Annotated in this window: 1 pseudogene; it reads right to left on the bottom strand. The window is 82.7% G+C overall.

What is annotated here, in order from left to right:
* A pseudogene (locus tag EIZ45_RS45870) lies at positions 1-335 on the bottom strand (translation initiation factor IF-2); the annotation flags it as partial.

The raw sequence follows: 335 nt of genomic DNA, 5'->3' as shown, positions 1-335 counted from the left end.
GGTTGCCGCCGCCCTGCCCGCCGGGACGCGGCGGACGCTCTCCGCCGCCCTGGCCGCCGCCCGGACGCGGGGGACGGTTGTCGCCGCCCTGGCCGGGGCCGGGACGCGAGGCGGGCGGGCGCGGGGCCGGGGAACCGGAACCGACGCCGAACGGGTTGTTGCCGACCCGCGGGGTGCGCGGACCGGGCTTCGGGCCGCCGGGCTTGGGGCCCTGCGGCTTGGGCGGCACGACCGAACCGGCGGACGACGAGTCCTGCTGCTTCGGGGCCGGCTTGGGCGCGGCGGGCTCGGCCTTGGCGGCCGGGACCTCCTGCGCCGGGGCCGGCTGGGCCGGG

This window comes from Amycolatopsis sp. CFH S0740 (assembly GCF_004522315.1).
Lineage (GTDB): Bacteria > Actinomycetota > Actinomycetes > Mycobacteriales > Pseudonocardiaceae > Amycolatopsis > Amycolatopsis nivea.
This window is presented reverse-complemented; position numbering and strand designations above follow the sequence as displayed.